This window comes from Psychroflexus tropicus DSM 15496 (assembly GCF_000378765.1).
GTDB classification, from domain to species: Bacteria; Bacteroidota; Bacteroidia; order Flavobacteriales; family Flavobacteriaceae; genus Psychroflexus; species Psychroflexus tropicus.
The window spans coordinates 70401-94311 of sequence record NZ_KB905345.1 but is presented as its reverse complement, the minus strand read 5'-3'; the positions used below and the strand labels follow the sequence as shown (position 1 = coordinate 94311).

General features: G+C 38.9%; 13 protein-coding genes. 9 read left to right on the top strand and 4 right to left on the bottom strand.

Going from position 1 to position 23911, the window contains the following annotated elements:
- From F598_RS0111565 to F598_RS0111550, 4 genes are all read left to right on the top strand, one after another.
- On the top strand, positions 1-1293 hold the full coding sequence (locus F598_RS0111565; RefSeq protein ID WP_026302688.1) for an amidohydrolase family protein: 1293 nt from the start codon (positions 1-3) through the stop codon (positions 1291-1293).
- Positions 1294-1749: 456 nt separating this feature from the next.
- Positions 1750-3852, top strand: a complete 2103-nt coding sequence (gene recG, locus F598_RS0111560; protein WP_019039221.1) for an ATP-dependent DNA helicase RecG — start codon at positions 1750-1752, stop codon at positions 3850-3852.
- 279 nt (positions 3853-4131) lie between these two features.
- Complete coding sequence (locus F598_RS0111555; protein ID WP_019039220.1) at positions 4132-4803, top strand: outer membrane beta-barrel protein; 672 nt, start codon at positions 4132-4134, stop codon at positions 4801-4803.
- 217 nt (positions 4804-5020) lie between these two features.
- On the top strand, positions 5021-6853 hold the full coding sequence (locus F598_RS0111550; RefSeq protein ID WP_026302687.1) for a CocE/NonD family hydrolase: 1833 nt from the start codon (positions 5021-5023) through the stop codon (positions 6851-6853).
- 528 nt (positions 6854-7381) lie between these two features.
- Here the strand turns inward: F598_RS0111550 and F598_RS0111545 are convergent.
- Genes F598_RS0111545 through F598_RS0111530 form a run of 4 tightly spaced genes read right to left on the bottom strand, consistent with a single transcriptional unit; the run spans position 7382 to position 15965 of the window.
- Positions 7382-10171 carry an alpha-amylase family glycosyl hydrolase gene (locus tag F598_RS0111545; RefSeq protein WP_026302686.1) on the bottom strand — a complete coding sequence of 930 codons (2790 nt, stop codon included), beginning with the start codon at positions 10169-10171 and terminating at the stop codon, positions 7382-7384.
- A gap of 57 nt (positions 10172-10228) precedes the next feature.
- Positions 10229-11386 (bottom strand): SusE domain-containing protein, encoded by a 1158-nt coding sequence (locus F598_RS0111540; RefSeq protein ID WP_026302685.1) that lies wholly within the window; start codon positions 11384-11386, stop codon positions 10229-10231.
- Positions 11387-11403: 17 nt separating this feature from the next.
- Positions 11404-12999: a RagB/SusD family nutrient uptake outer membrane protein gene (locus tag F598_RS0111535; RefSeq protein ID WP_019039215.1), complete on the bottom strand. Its 1596-nt coding sequence runs from the start codon at positions 12997-12999 to the stop codon at positions 11404-11406.
- 11 nt (positions 13000-13010) lie between these two features.
- The gene (locus F598_RS0111530) at positions 13011-15965 is read right to left on the bottom strand and encodes a SusC/RagA family TonB-linked outer membrane protein (protein WP_026302684.1); all 2955 of its coding nucleotides are present in this window, start codon (positions 15963-15965) and stop codon (positions 13011-13013) included.
- Positions 15966-16161: 196 nt separating this feature from the next.
- Here F598_RS0111530 and F598_RS0111525 point away from each other — a divergent pair, with 196 nt between their 5' ends.
- From F598_RS0111525 to F598_RS0111505, 5 genes are all read left to right on the top strand, one after another.
- Positions 16162-17205: a LacI family DNA-binding transcriptional regulator gene (locus tag F598_RS0111525; RefSeq protein ID WP_019039213.1), complete on the top strand. Its 1044-nt coding sequence runs from the start codon at positions 16162-16164 to the stop codon at positions 17203-17205.
- A 107-nt stretch (positions 17206-17312) separates the two neighbouring features.
- Positions 17313-18836 (top strand): MFS transporter, encoded by a 1524-nt coding sequence (locus F598_RS0111520; RefSeq protein ID WP_019039212.1) that lies wholly within the window; start codon positions 17313-17315, stop codon positions 18834-18836.
- Positions 18829-19488 carry a beta-phosphoglucomutase gene (gene pgmB, locus F598_RS0111515; protein ID WP_019039211.1) on the top strand — a complete coding sequence of 220 codons (660 nt, stop codon included), beginning with the start codon at positions 18829-18831 and terminating at the stop codon, positions 19486-19488. Before F598_RS0111520 ends, pgmB begins: the two co-directional genes overlap by 8 nt.
- Before the next feature lie 15 nt (positions 19489-19503).
- Complete coding sequence (locus F598_RS0111510) at positions 19504-21789, top strand: glycoside hydrolase family 65 protein (protein WP_019039210.1); 2286 nt, start codon at positions 19504-19506, stop codon at positions 21787-21789.
- A gap of 13 nt (positions 21790-21802) precedes the next feature.
- Complete coding sequence (locus F598_RS0111505; protein ID WP_026302683.1) at positions 21803-23911, top strand: glycoside hydrolase family 97 protein; 2109 nt, start codon at positions 21803-21805, stop codon at positions 23909-23911.

The following is a 23911-nucleotide window of genomic DNA, read 5'->3' as shown; positions in this document are numbered from 1 at the left end:
ATGAATTATAAACACCTATTAACGAGCTGTATTGTTGCGATAGCTATGGTTTTGACAAGCCAGGCTCAGCAAACGCCAGCTCCAGAACAATCTCAGGCCATTTCTATAGTAGGAGCAACAGCTCATATTGGAAATACTGAAGTGATTGAAAATTCTGTTGTCGTTTTTGAAGACGGAAAGATTATTTATGTAGGCACTGATAAGTCACAGGCCAAGGGACAAGAGATCGATGCAAATGGAAAACATGTTTACCCTGGATTTATCGCTCCCAATGCAACTTTAGGTCTGGTAGAAATCGACGCTGTGGCTGCGACTAATGATGAAGATGAACTCGGTAAAATGCTTCCGCATGTAAGAAGTTTAATCGCTTACAATGCAGAAAGTAAAATTGTAGAAAGTATGCGTCCCAACGGCGTATTAATGGGGCAAATTACCCCGCAGGGAGGCCGAATTTCAGGTACTTCTTCTGTGGTTCAGTTTGATGCCTGGAACTGGGAAGATGCAGTGATCAAAGAGGATGATGCTATTCATATGAACTGGCCGAGAGGATTCCGCAGAAGTGGAAACTGGTACGATGCCGATAGAGTATGGGAAAAGAATAAAGAGTATACCAGCGAAATAGATGAGGTGACTGCTTACATGAATAATGCTAAAGCCTACGTGCCAGGCTCTAAAGACACCGATTTAGAATTTGAAGCTATGGCTGGATTATTTGATGGATCTAAAGCACTTTTCATTCATGTGGAAGGGGAGAAAGAAATAAGGGATGTCATCAGTTTTAAGAACAAAATGAATTTGGATAGAGTCACCATCGTTGGTGGATATCATGCGCATAAGGTCGCCAAAGAGCTTGCAGCTAATGATATTTCTGTTTTAGTACAGCGTACGCACCTCAATCCAAATTTTGAAGATGACGATTATGATTTGCCTTACAAATTGCCTAAATTATTAAGTGATGCAGGTGTTCTTGTGGCGCTAGAAGGAAGCGGTCGTATGGAACGTATGAATTCCAGAAACTTACCCTTCTATGCAGGAACTGCAGCTGCCTTTGGAGTAGATAAAGAATTAGCAGTGCAAATGATTACACTGAATACCGCTAAAATTCTTGGTATGGAAAATCAGATTGGGTCGCTGGAAGTTGGTAAAGACGCGACGCTTTTTGTTAGTGAAGGCGATGCTTTAGATATGAAAGGTAATATTATTAATCATGCCTACATTCAAGGTCGTGATGTGAGTTTAGAGTCGCATCAAACTGAATTATACGAGAGATATTCTAATAAGTATCAGGATTAATAATCTTGTTACATGTTCGAGCGGAGTCGAGAACCAATACATCTCGACTTCGCTCGATGCTAAAAAATATCTAAAAAATAAAGTAAAAATTGATATTGACAAAAAGCTGCTTAAATGAGCAGCTTTTTTATTGTCATTCCGACAGAGAAGTTTTATCTGCTTCGTCGAGTCTGCTTGTCTTGCCTTCGGTAGGCAGGGAATCTTTATGCTTTTTTTGATGTCATTCCGACAGAGAAGCTTCTTCAGCTTCGACGAGGAATCTTCATTTATAAGGTTTTGCTTTTAGTTTGGCTGACATGCCCCTGCATGCAGGGAATCTCAAGAACTTTAGTAGAATAGATTTTTCATTTCTTCCCGCCAGAGGACGGGCAGGCCCGCCTGAACGAGTCAAGTCGGGCAGGCAGAATGGCATTTGGAAAAAGGCTAAATTTTCACGAATTATAGTATTTTCGTTTTATGGATTCCAAAACCCTGCAAACCCCAATAGAATATCTTAAAGGCGTTGGTCCGGGCCGTGCCGATTTGCTGAAAACGGAGTTGGGTATACATAGGTTTCAGGATTTACTGCAGTTTTTTCCTTTTCGGTATATCGATAAGTCCCGATTTTATAAAATAGCAGAGTTACAAGATTCTTCAGCAGAAGTTCAAATTATTGGTAAGATTACCAATGTTCGAACAGTACCGATGAAACGAGGCAAACGTTTGGTTGCCGAATTTGAGGATGACACCGGATCTATAGAATTGGTATGGTTCCGGGGGCACAAGTGGATTTTAGAAAATCTAAAAATCGATGCACCCTATGTCATTTTTGGTAAACTGAATTATTTTAACGGTAGCTTTTCAATGCCGCACCCAGAAATAGAGGAGTTGGAAAAGGCTAAAACTAAAGCTCAAATCAAGCTTCAACCCGTGTATCCTTCTACCGAAAAAATGAGCAAACGCGGTATTTCCAATCGTGTGATCAGTACTTTGATTTTTGGCTTATTGGAGCAGTCCAAAACTTTTCAGGAGACCTTACCCAACAATGTAATGTCTGACTTAAAGTTACTGTCCAAAACCGAAGCCCTACACAATGTGCATTTCCCCCAGTCAGCAGAGCTTTTAGGAAAAGCACAATTCAGACTAAAATTTGAAGAGTTTTTTTACATTCAATTACAACTGCTACGGAAAAATGCAGTTCATAAAATCAAAATCAAGGGATTTACCTTCCAACAGGTTGGAGATTATTTCAATACCTTTTATAAGTCCGTGCTCCCCTTTGAACTCACCAATGCCCAAAAACGGGTGTTGAAAGAAATACGAAAAGATTTGGGAAGCAATGCGCAAATGAACAGACTGTTGCAAGGGGATGTGGGTTCGGGAAAAACCATAGTGGCTTTGATGACCATGTTGATGGCGATTGATAATGGTTATCAGGCTTGTCTAATGGCTCCTACAGAGATTTTGGCGACTCAGCACTATGAAGGGTTAAAAGAACTCTGTGATCCTATTGGTGTTGAGGTTGAACTTTTGACAGGATCTACCAAAAAGAAAGATCGAAAAGTTCTTCACGAACGTCTTCAGAACGGAACATTGCATATTTTAATTGGAACCCATGCCTTAATTGAAGATACTGTTCAGTTTAAAAACTTAGGCCTGGCGGTGATCGACGAGCAACACCGCTTTGGAGTGGCACAAAGAGCGAAGCTTTGGAAGAAAAATTCACTACCTCCTCATGTATTAGTAATGACAGCCACGCCCATTCCCAGAACTTTAGCGATGAGTCTTTACGGCGATCTGGACGTTTCGATTATTGATGAATTACCACCTGGTCGTAAGGCAATTAAAACCGTCCATCGTTATGATAGCAATCGTCTCAAAGTCTTTAAATTCATCAAAGATGAGATAGATAAAGGCCGACAGGTGTATATTGTTTATCCATTGATCGAAGAATCGGCTAATTTCGACTATAAAGACTTGATGGATGGTTATGCTAGTATTGAGCGTGAATTTCCAAAACCCAAATATCAGATTTCTATAGTTCACGGTAAGATGAAACCCGAAGACAAGGCGTACGAAATGGAGCGCTTCGTCCAGGGTAAAACACAGATTATGGTAGCGACGACAGTGATAGAAGTAGGGGTGAACGTGCCTAATGCCAGTTTAATGATTATCGAAAGCGCTGAGCGATTTGGTTTATCTCAGCTTCATCAGTTACGAGGTCGGGTTGGGCGAGGAGCAGAGCAGAGCTACTGTGTACTCATCACGGGTAAAAAGTTAAGCTCCGACGGTAAAACCCGTATGGAAACCATGACGGCGACCAACGACGGGTTTGAGATCGCAGAGGTAGACTTAAAACTTCGTGGTCCCGGTAATCTGATGGGGACTCAACAAAGTGGTGTGCTGGATTTAAAAATCGCTGATTTAGTCAAAGACAATCAAATTTTAAAAACTGCTCGTAGTTATGCGCATCACGTTATCAATGCGGATCCTAACTTTCAATTGGTAGAGCATAAAATGATCAATCTGACCTACAGAGCCCTATTTAAAGACAAAACGATTTGGAATTATATTAGCTAGTAGTCGTATCCGACTAAGATAAAAGACCGCTACGCTGATAGACTTAAGAACTAAGAATTTGAGTTTATAAAATTGATAATCAACTACTTTATTGAATCATAATCAATCTTCTTGTCAACTATTTCGGAAAAGAAAATAGTAAGATCTATAAATTGAAAAAAGACTGATAACATTTTATATGTTAAGCTTTAAACTTTTTGTAAAATTTTATCGGACACTAATGTTTAGTTAGTTTAATTTTTATTTTCAATTAATATATGTTTTAAATAATACTCTTTTATGAAGTTTTCATCAGTTCTAAGTCATTTTATAAATTTAAGATATATTCTATGGATTTGTTTTATCCAATTCCCATTAACCTTCTCAATTCAAGCTCAATCTCCAGGCGTTTTCGAGAACGAAAAATGGCTCGTGGAATCACAAACGGGATTGTCCTTTTCTTGGGCAGATTTAGCGCTTGCAGACAACTCCTTGACTCTTGAGCAAGAAGCTACTTTTGAAAATGCGTTTAAAGCTGAGCTAAATTTGGGTATCAATTATAGCTTAGCAAAAAACCTTCTGGCCGGGTTTAATGCAGGAGTTGGGTACTTATCTTACGACACTCAACAAACTGGTTTAGCGAATACGTTTACCAATTATCAATTTGGCCCCTACCTGCGATACTATATTCCTCTTAATGGTCTTTTTGCCTTGTTTGCTCAGTCGGGTGTAGATCAAAATTTCCTGACGTCCAATCGGTATTCCAATACTTCATATTTCGATGCTTACCTTGACCTGGGTTTCAATATGAAATTAAAGTCAAAATGGTGGATTTCTTTGCGGTTCACAAATCTGGCTTCTTATTATTCTGATGATTTCAATTTTGAAGATAGGGACGGATTTGAGATCAGCAACCCACTTAAAAACTTTATCGACTTCCCTGTGTTTGGAGTGTTATATCAACTGGATTAAGATCAAATATTAAAAAGAAGTGTTTATTACTCGCCGACTTCAGTAGATTATCCCTCAAAACTGTTGATTGAAGCTACTTCTTAACTTTAAGAAATGTATCTATAGCCAACAAGCCAACCTTAACAAATTCAACTTAAGAAAACCTGAGTAATTATAGCCTTGGGGTTTTAAACCAAAACCGTATTTTTAAGTCTTAAATCAAACTCAAATTATACTTATGAAACATTTTAAGTTTGGCTTACTTCTATTTTTGCTTTGCGCGGTTTCCAGCGTGATGGCTCAATACGATGTCAAAGCCAATTACGACAAGCAGGAAGTCAATATCGAAATGCGAGATGGTGTGAAATTGCACACGACGATCTACACGCCAAAAGACAAAACCAAGGAGTATCCTATCTTGATGCAACGCACACCCTATAGCTCTAGACCTTATGGAGAGGATAAGTTTAGACGGCAAATTGGACCCAACAAGTTCCTGATGGAGCAGGGAAATATCATCGTCTATCAAGATGTGCGTGGACGCTGGATGAGTGAAGGTACTTACGATAATATGCGAGGCTATATCCCTAAGAAAAAACGTAAAGAGTCAGACGAAGCCTCCGATACTTACGATACTATCGAATGGCTGATCAATAATGTAGATAACAATAATGGTAATGTAGGTACTTGGGGAATTTCCTACCCAGGCCATTATGCGGCCATGTCGGTGTTGTCTGACCATCCAGCCCTAAAAGCGGCCTCTCCTCAAGCGCCTATCGGTGACTTTTACTTTGATGATTTTCATCATAATGGCGCTTACTTGTTGAGCTACTGGATTGCGACAGCAGTCTTTGGTTATGATAAAGAAGGGCCTACGACAGAGTCCTGGTATCAAATTCCAGATATCGGCACCAAAGATGCTTATCAATTCTTTTTAGATATTGGTCCGTTATCCAATCTTGATAAATACTATGGAGAGGATAATGTATTCTGGCAGCAGTTAAAAGAGCATCCAGATTACGATGAATTCTGGCAGGAGCGTGGACTTGTTCAACACATGAAAGATGTTGAGCCTGCTGTTCTAACTGTGGGTGGATTATTTGATGCTGAAGATCTTTACGGTCCGTTTGAAGTTTATAAAAGTTTAGAAAATAACAGCGATAACTTTAATGCCATGGTTTTTGGACCCTGGAGTCACGGCGACTGGGCGAGATTAAGAGAAAGACAAGCTGTAGGTAATGTGTATTTTGGTGATAATTTGTCTGAAAACTTTCAGGTGAATTACGAAACCAAATTTTTCAACCATTTCCTAAAAGGAGAAGGTGAGTTTGATGCTGCCGAAGCGACGGTTTATGATACTGGCGCCAGGCAGTGGGATAAATATGAAGTGTGGCCACCAGAAAATGCTACAGCAACTGAATTTTTTCTGGGAGATAACCAAAGCTTAAGCATGGAAGCGGATGCTGAGTTTGAAAATAAATTCGTCAGTGATATTACAAAGCCCGTTCCTTTTACGGAAGATATTAAAGTCACCTTCACGCCAAGAAAATTCATGACTGATGATCAGCGATTTGCGGCCAGACGTCCAGATGTGTTGGTCTATGAAACTGAGGTGTTAGAAGAAGACATGAAGCTATCTGGTGAAGTGCTTGCCGACCTGGAAGTCGCCACGACGGGTACAGCAGCAGACTGGATTGTAAAAATTATCGATGTGTATCCCGCAGATGCAGAAGATTCTGAAGAAATGCAGGATCATTTAAGAATGAGCAATTACCACATGATGGTAAGGAGTGAAGTCTTTAGAGGGCGTTACAGAGAAAGTTTCTCTGATCCTAAGCCATTTGTGCCTAACCAAAAAACAAGCGTTGAGTTTGCTTTACAAGACATCAACCACACCTTTAAGAAAGGACATAAGCTACAAATTCAGGTCCAAAGCACGATGTTCCCATACATCGATAGAAATCCACAAAAATACGTGGATAATATCTTCGAAGCGAATGAAGAGGATTTTGAAACCCATACCCATACGATTTTTGGCGATTCTAAAATTGTCCTTCCAGTGGTGAAGTAAAGTTAAGTTACTTTTTACTGAAAAACCCTGAGTTTAGACTCGGGGTTTTTTGGTAATAAGACGGTTAGAATCAAGACTACTAGAATCAAGACTATTAGACTTAAGACTATTTGACTAATTGACTCATGACTATTTCACTCATAAAACTATACAACACCCCTATAATCCCCTCAAGGGGATAGGTTTTAAAGTTCCTCCCTTGAGGGAGGACTAAGGAGGGTGTTCTTAATGGAGTAATAAATTAAACACCCCTATCATCCCCTCAAGGGGATAGGTAAGAGAAGCTTTTAATGTTCTCATAAAGTTTGATGTCTTGTTTATTTGATTCAAAACTCTTAGAGACAAGGCTTAGGACCCACGACTCACGACTAATTGACTCAAGACTCATTGACTACAAAGTGACACCAAAATGATATTCACAAAGGGATAGTATTAAAACTTCCTCCCTAAAGGGAGGGTTGAGGAGGGTGTTAAAAAAAAACCTCGAATCATATCCGAGGTCTTTTGGGTTAACTAAAATAAACGAAATTACTGAATGATTAATTTTTGAGTTTGAGACTGCTGCTGGCTTGTATATTTTACAAAATATAATCCAGCACTAAGGTTTTCTGAACTAAAGCGATGATTCGCTTCAAACCCTCCAGCATAATCTTTCACTAACCTACCATTGATATCAAATACCTGAACGCTATCTACTTTATTAGAAATAGAGAAAAAGTCTTTGGCTGGATTAGGATATAAGCTGTAGTTTAATTCTGATATTTGATCAATGCTTAAAGTGGGTTGTTGGTCAAAATAGATCTTAAATTCTCCTGGAGCTAAGGTAACGCTCATTGCCGTATCTGTCACCTCAATTGAGGTTTCAGTAACCACATCAAACCAGTTACCGGCTTCCTGAAAAAACGGCTGAGTTGTTAGCTCGGTAACTCCAAAGTTTCCAATGATGATTACATATTTGGGCTCATCTCCGGTAGCATTGTCGTCTACCAGATAGATTTTCTTTTCAAAGTCATCAGCGACTTCTAAGGTGTAATTATCGGTCTTGAAGATTGGCTCATTGGCTTTTAAAGCGATTAATTTGGACCAAAAATCGTAAACATCAGTCCGGTTAGCGTCATCAAGGTAATCCCAGCGGATAGGCTTTGGAGCGGTTCTACAGTCATCGTCAATGGTGCCATCTTCACAATAGTTAATGCTGAATTCATAGCCTAGTTCACCAAACTGCCAGATCATTTTTGGACCAGGAATCGTAAAGTAAAACGCTCCCGCCAATTCCAATCGATCGAGTGCTGTTGGCAATTCTGTAACATCGTAAGCGCCGCTTCCATTTCCAAACTCAAGGTTTTTGTACATTAAGCGTTCTTCATCGTGGCTTTCCATATAACCTACCACAGATGGCGTAGTCCAACCTCTGGATTGAGCTGCGACTCTGTTAAAATTAGAATTATCATAACCCATGGTCGCCTGGTTGTAATTGAAGTTGACATTTCCCCAGACCAGCATTCCCGGTTCCTCAGAATTTCCAGTAGCTCTGTGATTGATCAATACGGTTTCTTCAGAATCTGGAGCAAAATGCTCTAAAATAATATAAGCTTCAGGGTCATAGCTTCGGATATCGTTGTACATTCTGGTCAAGAGATCAATTCGAGATTGATCGTAACCACCGCCGTCACCAACTGTATTGGTAAAACCTTTAGTGAAATCGAATCTGTAACCATCAATTTTATACTCTTCTATCCAAAATTGATTAATCGCATCCATATAATCTTGAGTCGCTGTGGATTCATGATTGATATCATTGAAAAATTGAAACGCCGTGTTAGGATCATTTTGATTAAAAATCGGATTGTTGGCAGTAGCTTGCCCGTTGTAACAGCCTCCACAGTCGTTATACATTCTGTAGTAAGGATGCTGGCCAGTAGCGTGGTTAAACACCACATCCAGAATCACAGCAATACCGCGTTGATGACAGGCATCTACAAAAGCTTTAAAATCCTCTGGTGAGCCGTAGTATTTATCTAAAGCCATATGAAGCGCAGGATTATACCCCCAGCTGATGTTACCATCAAATTCGTTTACAGGCATTAATTCAATGGCGTTGATGCCTAAATCTTCCAAATAGTCTAAGCGGTCGATGACCGACTGGAAACTGTGGTTTTGATCAAAATCGCGAATCAGTAATTCATAAATAACCAAATCTTCCTGAGCAGGTTTAGTAAAATTCTCCACTTGCCAGTCGTAGTTAGGTTGATTGAGCTTCACCCAACTCACCAGTTCTGTTGTCTGGCCCTGAGGATAAGCGGGAAGACTAGCAAAAGTAGATTCATCGATAAACTGATCGTTGAAGGGGTCTAAAACAAGTTCAGAATAAGGATCTGGAACCACCAGACTGGCTTCAACACTATATTGAAATAAGAAATCATCTTCTGGAACACTAAAGTTGCTCAAGGTGATCCAATGCTGATCGGTAGTATCATCAAAATTCAGTAAGTAGGTGTTATCTATAGTCCAGTCGTTATTATTGAAGTTTCCGATGAGATGAACAAATTCCTTTTCAGGAGCATAGAGGACTAACGTGATTTCGTTGGGATTGCTGATGTCATAATTAATTCCATTTCTTGCCCCTGCTGGTACAGGTGCAATGGTGACATCTGGGGTTAATACTGCATTGAATTCAAATTCGAAAACTTCACTTGAATTCGGTTCAGTAGCTGTTAATATAAAATCGGAATCTTCTGAAATCGTGACAGAATTTGTGTAAGACAATACTCCATTTTGGGTATCCACAGTAGTGCCGTTTTGAGTGAGAACAAAATTAGCCTCCAGACTAGCGGTAGCCTCGATTGCGAGCTGCTGACCAGCATCTATTATGGTCGTCATTTCAGAAGGACTTTGAAGGCTGACCTGAAAGCTTCCTACAGGGAAACGATTGTCCTGAGTTTTTTTATCACCCGTTCCGTCCTTAGCCTTGGCCAACATCCCGATTTCAACAATATCGGTAGAGTTGTATAATTCGGTTGGGGTAAATGTGAAAGAAAAGCTACCATCACCATTAGCGGTCATTTTTTGAGCTTCATTAGAGTTGGTCCACTCACCATTAGTTGGTGAATCGAATTCTTGTCCCCCAGAGTTTTGATACCAGGCCCAAAAATAGACATCGCTTACGCCCCATAGGGCTGGATCGATTCCAGAGACAGTGATCGTTATTTCCTCATCCTGATCGAAGGTAGGAGGAGAAACCGTAAAGTTTCCATTTTGTTGTTGTGCAAGCGTCAGCATGGAAAAGAGAACACTTGCTAAAAGTAATAGATGTTTCATGAGATTAGGATATAAAAAAGGCTATCTGCAACAGATAGCCTTAATTATTATTCAAAATTACTGAATAGGAATTAGGATATAGTGACCATTTAGGTCATTAAACCATACTTCATAAGTTGCTGCTCTCGTAGGAATATTAGCACCTCCTAAATCTCCAAAACCTGAAAATTCAGTGTTTGAGCCCCAGTTTGCGACTTCCCAGTCATTTTCAGCTCTAAACTTGACTTCACCATTGAACAACTCTATTTCCGAAATGTACCAGATGTGAGGATCAAATGTAGATTGGGTCATATCGATGTCTTGATTCCAACCCTCATCAGTTCCCGTAGTTCCAAAGCCAATAATTCCTATAGTAGAATAAGTTTCAGAGCTTGATTCGTCAAAAGGTTCAAAACTATAAGTTTTTTCTTCTGTGTTTACTTCCAACGTATAATAACCTTCACCCTCGTTATTAAAAAATACATCAGGTTGACCTTCGATATCCTCACTAGTTTCTAGTTCACCATTTGTTAATCCCCATTGAGGTTGCGAAGCTCCTCTGTTTTCAATTAGTTTGAACTCATTTGTATCCCCACCAAGGAATTTTCCGGTGTAAGAAAATACATTCTCGTTTTCAGGATCTCTTACTAGTGGAAAGTTATTGTTGTTGTTATTCCAGTCTGCAGCAGTTGCATTTCCAACCAAGTAAAGATTTGGAAAAACAGGTAGTGGTTCTGGTCCACCTGAAGAAATTAAGGTAACATTTATAGTAGTTACTTCTGAAATGGTTTCTGGTGAATTTTCTGCATTTTCTGTTCCAATGGCGGCTCTTACTCTAAAGAATACTTCTCCGCTCTCAGGGTTTTCTGTTTCTGGATCCAGGTCTAAGCCAGCTGCTTCTGCAAGACTAATCATCTGTCCAACCGTGACAGAAGCTTGTGTATTAGAAGTTTCTGCTAAAACTACAGGACTTGTAAATTCAAAATCAGTAGAACCCTGAAGTTCGTAAGTAACTGGAGTCGGTACTCCAAAATCTGGAGCCTCCCATACGAAACGCTCTGCATTGTTAGAGGCTGTCTCTTGAATTAATAAATACTCGCTCAAAAAGTCGTTGGTAAACGCAATCTGATCGGGTGGGGTTTGGGTAGTGAATTCTATCTTATCATCCTCACTACAAGCGTTAAATGCAACTATTGCAAAAAACACCATCATCAATTTTAAAATTTTTGTGTTCATAACTATAGTATTTAATATTAGTAACCTGGGTTTTGTGTTAAATTTTGATTGGTTGCTAAACTGGCGGTCGGGATAGGGTATAGCGCTCTAAAATTATCAATAGACGTTCCCGTAGAAGGTCCACCCTTGAAGGACCAAATATACTGATTTCCAGTGTATAAGCCAAAACGAATTAAGTCTTGGCGTCTGTGACTTTCCCAGTACAATTCTCTTGAACGCTCATCGATTAAGAAATCTAATGTTAACTGAGCACCTGTTATGTTTCCACTGGTATCCCCAAATGCTCTTTCTCTCAAAGCGTTCACGTAACCTACAGCTGTATTAAGATCTCCGCCACCACCTCTGAGGTGAGCTTCGGCATACATCAAGTAGGCATCAGCCAATCTAAACATAGGAAAGTCAGTATCGGTAAAGGTTCTATCACTTCCAAAGCCTCCTGTTGAAGTTCTATTGGAATATTTAGTGGTGATGTAACCAGTATTAGGATCAGGAATGTCCAATTCGATTGGTCGGTCTTCTGTTATGATCAAATTTCTGGAATCGTTTTCGAATAAAGGATTCAAAGTAAATTTCTGAGAGAATTGAGGACGAAGTCTAAAAAGACCACCAAATCCTCCTGGATTCACACCAAGATCTTCTCCGTTTTGTTCCTGTGCACCGACCTGACCTTGAATCAGAATTGTTGTCCCTCCAAAGTTTTGAACTGTCTGTCCATCGTTCACCACTGGAAATATGATTTCGTTTTGAGCACCATTAGTCGCATTATCAGCTAAAAAGTTAAACTGATAGTCGTCAACTAAGGTATATCCAGCATTAATTACATCTTCCGTCTTTGATAAAGCTTCTGCATAACGAGGTGTTCCTGTATAGACTTCAGCATTCAAATAGATTTTGGCTAAAATCATATCAACCACACCTTGGTCCATTCTGCCATAATCTCCGGAGTTACCTTCAGGTAAGTCTTCCCTAGCTTCTAGAAGTAAACTTTCAACCAGATCAAACAGCTCGGTTCTGCTCAATTCTGGGCCTTGTGTAAAGCCGGGAGGTGTGGTTTCATCGTAAAAGGGAGCTTTTCCAAATAAGTCCATCAAGTGATAGTAAGATAAAGCTTTCAAAGCTTTGGCCTCTGCTCGATAGGTTTGAATCACTTCTGGAGAGCCGATGCTACGAGATTGAAGTAATTCATCCGTAGATTGTCTTAAAAACTCATTAGCTAGAGCGACAGAGAACATCCCTCTGGAAAACACTCCTCTCAAAAGTACATTTTCTGGAGAAGCAGTATTTCTCTGTATCCCAGCAATACCAGCATCGGTTTCAAACGTAAAAATAACTTCATCGGTAGCCAGGTTTTGTAGATTAAACAAACCACGCATATACTGTCCCGTTCCAGGATCTAAGCCACCAATATTGGACTGTCCAGGATCTGTTAGTGAGGATAAAGCTAAATTAGCGTAGATACCAGCTAAAGATTGCTCATAAGCTTCCACTGATACAAAAATATCATCGGCTAATCTTTGATTGGGGTCTTGAGGCACTATGTCCAAATCTGATTCACAGGAAGTGAATAGAAGGGAACCGACCAAAAATAAAATTATATAGTGTGTAAATTTCATAAGTAATTATTTTAAAAATTATAATTAATTCCTAGTAAGTAGGTTCTTCCTCTTGGATAAATCGTATTATCGATGCCACCAGAATCTAGTTCAGGATCCACCCCTGAATAATCAGTAATCACAAAAGCATTTTGTAAACCCATCCAAAACCTTAGACTAGTGGATTCTCTTTCAAAACCTCTTATAGTATAACCAAGAGTAATATTGTCCATTCTTAAAAAAGATGCATCCTCTACATAATAGTCAGATAGAAAAACATCATCAGATCTTGAAAAGTTAGTTTCAAGAACATTTATTGGTAAATTTCGAGGTGCTCCTGCTAAGTTTAAGTTTAATAATTGAGCTCTTGATGAGTTGACATTGTTATAAACATCATTTCCCAAACTAGCTCTCAGGTTAAAGTTGAAATCGAAATTTTTGTAAGTTAAGTTGGATTGAAAGCCCATTAACACATCCGCCTGACCTTTCCCAGAAACATAACGATCCCTCTCGTCGATATTGCCGTCACCATTGAGATCAGCATAAGCCCCTTCAATTGGCTGTCCAGCATCATCATATAGTTGAGCGTAAGTAAAAAATGAGTTTGGCCATTCACCATCTCGAATTACTTGAATGTTCGATCCAGTACCACCAGATATACCCCCGACTAAGATATCCTGACCAAAAGCTAAGCTGGTGATTTCTCTATCGATCGCCGTGAAGTTGTAATTGACATTCCAATTCAAGTCATCTTGCCTCACGACATTATAATCTAAGTTAACTTCAACCCCCTTAGACACAAATTCTCCAATATTTTGTACACCTTCATTTGAGAAGTTAGCACCATCGGTTACTGGAACAGGAGATAATAAATCATCGGCGGTACGCTCAAAGAGATCAACAGAACCAGATAGTCTTCTATCGAACAGCTCAAAATCGACCCCTAAGTTGATTTCAGTAACAATTTCCCACTTAATATCTGGATTTGTATAAAGTGGCTGGAAAGGGGTAATCGGTTCGATAGTAACTGGTTGTGATGGATCCTGGGGAGTATTACCAAATAGATATCTTTGATTTGATAAACCTGATTGGTAACGTCTTAAATAATCAGAAGAAGATTCTCCAATATCTTGCTGACCTGTTTGTCCCCAACCTGCTCTAATTTTTAAGCTGTTGATGACATTGCTATCGGCTAGGAAACTCTCTTCACTAATTTGCCATGCTCCAGAAAAGGAAGGAAAGAACTCAAATCTATTTTCTGGATTAAATCTAGATGTTCCATCTCTACGTATGGATGCATTTAGGAAATACTTGTCCTTAAAACTAAAATTAGCCCTAGCAAAATAACCTAATAAAACAACATCATCTTCTATAATTGTTCTAGGCTCCTGAGCATTAGGATCAAGTATTTCATTGGTGGTAAAACTTTCTTCTTCAAATTTTTGATAAGAATAACCTGCGGTGGCTTTGACACCAAACTCGTCGAACTCAGTTTCATAAACAAAATAAGTGTCTAGTGAGGAGTTGGTAAGTGTATTAGAATACCTGGATTCGTTACCGATAAATTCACCTTCCTCTGCATTCACTCCAAGCGCACTGGTTCGGGGTCTTGTTAAAGAACCTTCACTTTCAGTTCTGTCTAAACCAGCATTTACGACAAATCGGAGTTCAGGTAAGAAATGAAATTTATAATCTAAATTTAAGTTTCCATACACTCTATCCGCATTACTTACGTTTCTAGTCTGAAGCAATTGGGCTACAGGGTTTCTAGGAACATTAGATGATGCTGAACCATCATCATCCTGAAATTCGAAAAAACCACCGTAAGGTGAATTTGGATCCCTCACGGGTTGAGTAGGGTCAAAGGTAATGGCATTTCCCTCAACACCATCGGCAAAGCGGTTGTCTTCATTACTGTAGTTAGCATTCAGTCCTAGCTTTAAATGATCGTCAAATAATCTAGGATTCAAAGACAAAGAAGCGGTAGTTCTGTCAAATTTAGAGGTTCGTCTTAATCCTCTTTGATCAGAACGGTTTAAAGACAAACGTGCTGGTAATTCCCCAAATAAAGCCCCACGAACGCTCAAATTAATATCAGAAGACTTAGCATCTCTGTAGATTTCGTCTTGCCAATTGGTATTTGCATTACCAAGTTCAGCTAAACGACCTGGAAAGTTTTCTCTCACCAAAGATCTAAATTGAGAAGCGCTTAATACATCTACTGTATTATCTATCGTTGTGACATTTTGCTGAATGTCTAAAGAAACACTTAAATCACCCCGACCTCTTTTGGTATTGATAATGATTACACCGTTGGCTCCACGAATACCATAGATCGCAGATGCTGAAGCATCTTTTAAAACCGAAAAGGATTCGATGTCACTAGGGTTAATGTTCGATAATATGGAACGTGTTCCATCTGCTGTTTTATTTTCTAGTGGTAACCCGTCCAAAACAATTAATGGAGCGTTATTTGCAAAAAGTGATGATCCACCACGAATTCTGATTTCAGATCCAGAACCTGGTCCACCGCCTTTTGTAACAGAGAGTCCAGGAACTCGACCCTGAATCAGGCTTTCTGAAGTGACAATATTTCCTTTATTAAAATCTTTTTCTGTCACAGAAGCCACAGATCCGGATATGGATTTGACGGTTTGGTCACCATAACCGACGACAACGACTTCACTTAAGGCTTCGGCATCTTCTACCATTGTTATATCAATGCTAGTGTTATTTCCATTGAAAGTAATATTCTGGGTTCTGTATCCCACATATGAAAAGGATAAAGTCTCACCGTTTTCTAAAACGATTGAGTAATTTCCATCAAAATCTGTTGTTGTCCCCTTTGTTGTATTTTTTACTGAGATGTTTACACCAGGTATAGGCATACCATTGTTATCCATCACCGTTCCACTTACAGTGGACTGGGCAAAAATACTTAGAGGCATCAGCATTAGCAACAGACCTAAAAGTTTGATTGTTCGCATAGAGCTATTTTTTGTGTTATTAATACGTTATATTTTTACTTCCAACGTTAAAGTTATATAAACAAAAGCTTATAACCTTAGCCTGCGTTGAGCTACATCGTTTTCGTGTTGATAACTTTTTAATATTTTAGAAAATCGACGGTCTTTTATTGAATATTTGCTTATTTTGAGAGTTGAATCTTGATGAGAATTTAAAATGAAGCAAAAACCTACTTTAAAAGTCATTGCCAAAGAATTAGATGTTTCTGTTTCAACAGTTTCTAAGGCACTAAGGGACAGCAAAGAAATAGGAGAAGAGACCAAACAAAAGGTGAAGGCCTTTGCTAAACTTTACAATTATAGACCCAATAATATTGCATTAAGTCTTAAAAATAAGAAAACTAAAACGCTTGGAGTCATCATCCCAGAAATCGTTCATCATTTTTTTACCACCGTCATTTCAGGAATAGAGCAGTTTGCCAATGAAAAGGGCTACAATGTAATTGTAGGTCTTTCCAATGAATCTTTTAAAAAGGAGGTGATCAACCTGGAAATGTTAGCCAACGGTAGTATTGATGGATTTATTATCTCTGTTGCGAAAGAAACGCTATCGGTGAAGGATTATTATCACCTGTCTGAAACTATAGATCAAGGAATACCAATTGTTATGTTTGATCGCGTTATTGATGAGATTGATTGTGATAAAGTGATTGTAGATGACGTTAAGACTTCAGAAAAAGCTGTTCAAAAGCTAATAGACAGTGGTTGTAAACATATTGGTATCATCAGTACAAAAGATTATGTGAGTGTTGGCCGATTAAGAACCGAAGGCTATAGTAATGCTCTAAAAGCTAGTAAAATCGCAATAGATGAGAACCTGATATTGAAGATAGATGATAAGTTTAATTCTAATGACAACCTGGAATTTCTGGAAGAACAGATTCATGATTATTTCGAAACGAATGAAGTGGATGGTCTTTTTGCCGTAAATGAACTTTATGCCATAACAGCCATGAAAGTGGCAAGACAAAAAGGGCTGCATATTCCAAAGGACTTACAGATTATAGGGTTCACAGATGGTGTTTTATCTAAGCATGCTTATCCACCATTAACCACCATAAGTCAGCACGGCTTCGAAATGGGAGAGGAAGCAGCAAAGCTTCTCATCGACAGATTGGAAAATCCTAACGAGGAAGAGGAACCATTTAGAACAACGGTAGTTAAAACAGAAATTATAGATCGGGAAACCACGAAATTGTAGAACTTAAAAATTTAAATATATTTGCAATTCACAAAGCTATATTTTTACTTCCATGAGATAGGCTTTGTATGACATAAAGTTTATCGTTTTAATCTAAATTAAACGATATGCAAAAGCGAAAACTTAGTTTTTGGGAAATCTGGAACATGAGTTTTGGGTTTCTTGGAATTCAATTTGGATTCGCCCTTCAAAATGCCAATACATCACGAATTTTTGAAACTCTTGGTGCTGATGTCGAGAGTATTCCTATACTTTGGATAGCCGCCCCCGTTACAGGATTAGTTGTACAACCCATTGTTGGGTATTTTAGTGATAAGACCTGGACGCGTTTAGGCAGAAGGAAGCCTTACTTTTTAGTAGGAGCTATCTTGGCTTCAGCAGCCTTGTTTTTTATGCCAAACTCCCCTGAATTATGGGTTGCTGCAGGGATGTTATGGATCATGGACGCCTCTATTAATGTGTCTATGGAGCCTTTTCGGGCTTTTGTTGGTGACAATTTAGCCGAAGAACAACGTACTCTTGGATTTGCCATGCAAAGTTTTTTTATAGGGATAGGCGCCGTAGTTGGCTCTGCTTTACCTTATGTTTTAACCAACTGGATAGGCATTTCGAACACCGCCCCTGAAGGCATTATACCAGACTCGGTGAAATGGTCGTTTTATGTGGGTGGCATTGTGTTTTTTCTGGCGGTGTTGTGGACTGTGCTATTTTCAAAAGAATACACACCAGAAGAATTAGAGGCATTTGATAATAGTAAAAACACACCAAAGATTGAACCCAAGACTGATCAGGAAATCAAGCGAAACATCTCGACCCAAAAGATTTCGGGATGGATTATGATTCTCAGTGGAGGAATCGTCTCGTATTTCATCTATACAAACGAGCTAACCAAAGAACTTTACATTTTATTTATTGGTCTTATCGTTGTAGGAATTCTATTCTTGATAGTATCGGAATTAAGAAAAAAACGCATCAGGAATGGTTTTACAATTATCGTTTCAGACTTGCTCAATATGCCTAAAACCATGAAGCAGCTAGCCTGGGTTCAGTTTTTTTCCTGGTTTGCATTGTTTTCGATGTGGATTTATACCACACAGGCCGTAACAGGTCATGTATTCGATACCAGAGATACAACCTCCAAGCTTTATAACGATGCAGCAGATTGGGTAACGGTCATGTTTACGGTGTATAACGGGGTTGCAGCCATCGTGGCGTTTGCTTTACCCGTTTTAGCTAAGAAAACCAGCAATAAATTCACCCACATGTTAGCCCTAAGCTTAGGCGGAATAGGTTTGATATCTATTTATTTTGTCTCCACCAAACTAGGCCTTATACTTTGTATGGTAGGCGTTGGTATAGCCTGGGCATCGATATTGTCTATTCCCTATGCGATGTTATCTGGGTCTCTGCCTTCATCCAAAATGGGCTACTTCATGGGAGTTTTCAATTTCTTTATTGTGATTCCTCAAATTGTAGCCTCAACCATTTTAGGTTTTATCGTATCCAACCTGTTTGATAACCAACCAGTTTACGCCTTGATTATAGGAGGTGTAGCTATGATCGCAGCTGGTATTTTTACGCTAAATGTAACTACTAATTCCAGAATTGATTTAAACCAAACCAATGACTAAAGCATTTATATTTGACCTCGATGGGGTCATCGTAGACACCGCAAAATTTCATTTTTTAGCCTGGAAAAACCTGGCTGAATCGCTTGATATTTCTTTTACTGAAAAAGAAAATGAGCAGTTAAAGGGAGTATCTCGAGTGCGTTCACTTGAAAAAATATTGGAATGGGGAAATGTCTCCATTACTGAAGATAAGTTCAATGAGCTTATGGCAGAAAAAAACGAAGAGTATTTGTCTTATGTCGATCAAATGAATGCTAAGGATATCCTCCCAGGCGTTCTAGAAACATTAAAGTATCTAAAACATAATAATCATCTTATAGCGCTTGGGTCGGCAAGTAAAAATGCCAGACTTATTCTAGATAAGGTAGGCTTAACTGCTTATTTTGAAGCTATTGTTGATGGTAATGAAGTAACTAAAGCCAAACCAGATCCAGAAGTTTTTTTGATGGGGTGTCAGTTTTTAAAAGTTGATCCTAATCAGGCCATCGTTTTTGAAGACTCTCAGGCTGGAATTAAAGCTGCTAATGCAGCTCATATGACGAGCGTAGGTATAGGAAGTGTAGATATTTTAAGTGAGTCTGATTTCATTTTTAATGACTTCACCGAAATAGACGAGCAAACCATACACGCGTTGATGAATTTCAATAAATAATTTTAAAAAGTTACAATGAATCAAGATTATATCACATCCCATCCTTGGTCAATTATAGAAGACGGTTTTGAAGTAGACCGCGTTCAATCTTCAGAAAGTCTTTTCAGTATAGGCAATGGTGCAATGGGACAGCGAGCAAATTTTGAAGAAACCTATACAGGACCTTCTTTTCAAGGCAGTTATATAGGCGGAATTTTTTATCCGGACAAAACCCGAGTAGGCTGGTGGAAAAACGGATATCCAGAATACTTTGCAAAGGTTCTAAATGCTCCCAATTGGATCGGTATCAACGTTATGGTTAATGATGAAATGCTGGATCTGTTTAGTTGTAAAAACGTAAACAACTTCAGAAGAGAGCTGAATATGAAAGAAGGATGGTTGGGTAGAAGTTTTGAAGCCACTCTTCAAAATGGCATCCAATTAAAAGTTGAAGTAAAACGTTTTTTAAGCTTAGCTCACGAAGAGCTAGGTGTCATCGATTATAAAGTAACTCCATTTAATTCTGATGCTAAAATTACCTTCATACCCTATTTAGATTCTGGGATTACCAATCAGGATACCAACTGGGATGATCAATTTTGGAAGACTACCAATAAGAAAGTCAATAGCCAACAAGGATTTATAGAAAGCCATACGTTGAAGACCAAATACCATGTATGCACTTTTATGAAGTCACAGTTGTACCTCAATGGACATAAATCTGAAACTGTTGGAAAACCTTCAGAAAAAGAAATGGAAGTTTCTATTTCTTATGAAGAACATGTTGCAAAAGGGAACACCTTAAGTCTTCAGAAGTATGCAGGCTATACAACCTCTCTGAATCATGATAAATCTGAATTGATTAATGCGGCTAAATCTATTTTAGAAAAAGCAATTAAAGCAGGATTTGAAAACCTTCTATATACTCAAAAAGAAGCCTGGAGTAAGATCTGGAAGATGAGTGATATTTCTATTGAAGGGGATGTGAAAGCGCAGCAAGGCATACGCTTTAATATTTTTCAACTCAACCAAACCTACACTGGGACAGATCACCGCTTAAATATCGGTCCTAAAGGCTTTACCGGAGAGAAATATGGAGGCAGTACGTATTGGGACACTGAGGCGTATTGTATTCCTTTTTATATGGCAACCAAGGACCAGAAGGTCGCCAGGAATCTATTAAAGTACCGTTACAATCATTTAGACAAAGCGATTGAAAATGCTGAGAAGTTAGGCTTTACTGGTGGAGCAGCCTTGTATCCAATGGTGACAATGAATGGCGAAGAATCTCATAACGAATGGGAAATTACCTTTGAAGAGATTCATAGAAACGGCGCCATAGCTTATGCTATATTCAATTATCATCGATATACGGGCGATTACTCCTACATTCCAGAGATGGGTCTCGAGGTGCTTATTGCTATTGCCAGATTTTGGCAGCAACGCGCTACGTTCTCTTCCCAAAAAGACAAGTATGTCATTCTTGGAGTCACCGGGCCAAATGAATACGAAAACAATGTCAATAACAACTGGTATACTAACTATATCGCCAAGTGGTGTATAGATTATGCTGTAGAAAATCTAAAGAAAGTTGAAGCTGAATTTGCTGATGATTATGCGCGTATCATTCAAAAGACTAAACTGACCAATACTGAAATTGATGCGATGAAACATGTTGCAGATCATATATACTTGCCATATTCCGAAGAGCATAACATTTACTTACAGCAAGATGGATTTTTGGATAAAGAAATGGTGAAAGTAGACGATTTGGATCCAAAAAACAGACCTATTAATCAACATTGGTCTTGGGACCGGATTTTGCGTTCTCCTTACATTAAACAGGCAGATACTTTACAAGGCTTTTACTTTTTTGAGCATCACTTTAATAAAGAGCAGATAGAGAAGCACTTTGATTTTTACGAACCCTTTACGGTTCATGAATCTTCATTGTCGCCGTGTGTTCACAGTATACAGGCCGCTTTACTCGATAGAATGGATCAGGCTTATGCGTTTTATTTAAGAACCTCAAGGCTAGACCTTGATGATTATAATAAAGAAGTGAAAGAAGGCTGTCACATCACGAGTATGGCAGGGACCTGGATGAGCATCGTAGAAGGATTTGGAGGCATGCGAGTGAAAAATAATCAATTGCACTTTGCTCCAAAAATTCCTAAAGAATGGACTTCTTATTCATTTAAAGTGAATTACAGAAATCAAATTTTAAAAGTTGAAATCGATCATGAGTCAACCAAATTTTCATTAGAAAATGGCGGTGAACTGCAGATTATTGTCGACGGAAAATCTGTTGATGTCAACTAAAATATAAAAGACAATGAGATATATTTTTTCTATTGTAGTCGTGGCCATGCTCATATCGACTACTCAAGCCCAAAAATTAACCTCGCCAAGTTCTGAATTCAAACTTAATTTTGAGCTTGATGCTGAAGGAACCCCTGTATATTCCTTAAATTATAAAGGAGATCAGGTTATTGCTAAAAGTAAGCTTGGCCTGGAATTGGTGGATGATGAAAGGTCACTAATGGATGGGTTTGAAATAAAAGAAGTTACAAATTCAACTTTTGATAACACCTGGACCCCAGTTTGGGGAGAACAGTCGGAAATCCGAAACCATTATAAGGAGATGGCTGTCACTTTAGCACAAGCTAATATGGACAGACATATTATTATCCGATTTCGATTGTTTGATGAAGGCTTAGGCTTTAGATACGAATTTCCTCAGCAGGATAATCTGGTGTATTTCGTCATTGAAGAAGAGCATACTGAATTTGCGATGACTGGAGATCATACAGCCTTTTGGATTCCTGGAGATTACGATTCTCAGGAATACGACTATACCACCTCAAAGCTTTCTGAAATTAGCGATCGCTTTGATGATGCCTTAACGGGAAATGCCTCTCAGGAACAATTTTCGAAAACAGGAGTGCAAACTTCTTTAATGATGAAAACCGAAGACGGTTTATACATCAATTTACACGAAGCCGCTTTAAAAGAATATTCATTGATGAATTTAAACCTCGATGAATCAAACCTGACGTTTACATCCTGGCTTACTCCAGATGCTATTGGTAACAAAGGTTATTTACAAGCACCAGCTGTATCGCCCTGGAGAACTATCATGGTAAGCGATGATGCTACAGATATTTTGTCTTCTAATATGACTCTCAACTTAAACGAACCTAATGCCTTAGAGGACACTTCCTGGATCAAACCAATCAAATATATGGGCGTTTGGTGGGAAATGATTACTGGGAAGAGCAGCTGGAATTACACCGATGAATTGCCCTCCGTCAAGCTGGGTGAAACCGATTATTCAAAAACAAAACCCAACGGAAGACATGCGGCGAATACTGAACACGTCAAAGATTACATCGACTTTGCTTCTGAGCATGGATTTGATGCTTTACTGGTAGAAGGTTGGAATGAAGGCTGGGAAGATTGGTTTGGAAAATCCAAAGATTATGTGTTTGATTTTGTGACGCCTTATCCCGATTTTGACGTTGAAGAAATTCAAGACTATGCGGCATCAAAAGATATTGAAATGATGATGCATCATGAAACCTCTGGAGCCATCAGAAATTATGAGCGTCATTTAGACACAGCTTATCAGTTCATGAACAAATTTGGTTACACCTCGGTAAAAAGTGGCTATGTGGGTGATATTATACCACGAGGAGAACGGCACTACGGTCAATGGGCCATCAACCACTACTTGTACGCCGTTAAAAAAGCAGCAGATTATAAAATCATGGTCAATGCACATGAAGCCGTGAGACCAACAGGACTGCGAAGAACCTATCCCAATTTGATTGGAAATGAATCTGCAAGAGGTACCGAATTCCAGGCCTTTGGAGGTTCAAAACCAAATCACGTGACTATTTTACCTTTCACCAGATTAATTGGTGGACCTATGGATTATACTCCTGGAATTTTTGAAATGGATATTAGCAAACTGAATCCTGATAATAACTCCCACGTCAATTCTACCATCGCTAACCAGCTAGCGTTGTATGTGACCATGTACAGCCCTCTTCAAATGGCGGCTGACCTGCCAGAAAACTATAGGCGGTTTATGGATGCATTCCAGTTCATTAAAGACGTAGCTGTAGACTGGGAAGAAAGCCATTATTTAGAAGCAGAGCCGGGTGAATATATTACAGTGGCCAGGAAAGACAAGCAGTCGTCTAGCTGGTATGTAGGTAACGTGAATGGAACAACCCCAAGAAAAACGAAAATCGATCTGAATTTTTTAGAAAAAGGCAAAACTTATGCAGCTACGATTTATGCTGATGCTAAAGATGCTCATTACAAAACCAATCCACAGGCTTACAAGATTAGCACTAAAACCGTAACTAGTAAATCCACATTAAAACTAAAGTCAGCTCCAGGAGGTGGCTTTGCTATCAGTATTAAAGAAAAATAA